Source organism: Streptomyces sp. 4N124 (assembly GCF_052245395.1).
Classification (GTDB): domain Bacteria; phylum Actinomycetota; class Actinomycetes; order Streptomycetales; family Streptomycetaceae; genus Streptomyces.
Genome location: NZ_JBQQBS010000147.1, coordinates 1 through 814 on the forward strand (window position 1 = coordinate 1; position 814 = coordinate 814).

Here is an 814-nt window from a genome sequence, read left to right on the forward strand (position 1 = left end):
CCAGTGCGTCGCGGAGGGCGGCGCGTGCGGTGATGCCGAGTTTGGGGAAGACGCGGTAGAGGTGTGAGCTGACGGTGCGGGGGGAGAGGTGCATGCGTTCGCCGATTTCTTTGTTGGTGAGGCCGCTGGCGGCGAGGTCGGCGATGCGGCGTTCTTGCCAGGTCAGTGTGGCCAGGTGGGTGGTTGAGGTGCGGGTGGGGGCGCCGGTGGCGCGGAGTTCGGCGTGGGCGCGTTCGGTCCAGGTGGGTGCGCCGAGGCGTTGGAAGGTTTCTGCGGCCTGGGTGAGGGTGGGGCGTGCGGTTTTGGGGTTGTGGGTGTGTCGTTGGCGGGTGCCGTGGGCGAGTTGGATGCGGGCGTGTTCGTAGGGGAAGTGGGGGGCGGCGGGGTGGGTTTCGGCTTGGTGGTAGAGGTGTTCGGCCTCGGTGGGGTCGGTGGTAGTCATGGCGAGGGCGCCGTAGGTGATGAGGGCGAGGCGGGGGGAGAGGTGGGGGAGGCCGGCTTGTTGGGCGGCGAGGGCGTGGGTGCGGGCTTGTTCGGTGCGGCCGGTGTGGAGGGCTGCTTCGACGAGGTCGAGGAGGGTGCGGGGGGCTTGGTGGGCGTAGGGGGTGAAGGTGCCGGGGGGTGTGATGCCGATGGCGTGGAGGTAGGCGGCTTCGTAGTCGCCTTCGGTGAGGGCGGTGGTGGTGCCGATGGCGTCGGTGATCTGGGTGAGGAATCCGACGCCGCGGGGGCGGGCCCAGGCGTCGACGGTGGCCTGCAGTTCCCGGGCGCGGTCCACCTGGCCCCGCAACGCGGCCACCAGACCCAGATACGC

1 protein-coding gene is annotated in these 814 nt (G+C 70.8%); it reads right to left on the reverse strand.

All coding sequences use genetic code 11. The features are described from left to right. A partial coding sequence (locus ACTWQO_RS48480) for a helix-turn-helix transcriptional regulator (RefSeq protein WP_443243809.1) occupies window positions 1–814 on the reverse strand: 814 nt, incomplete at both ends.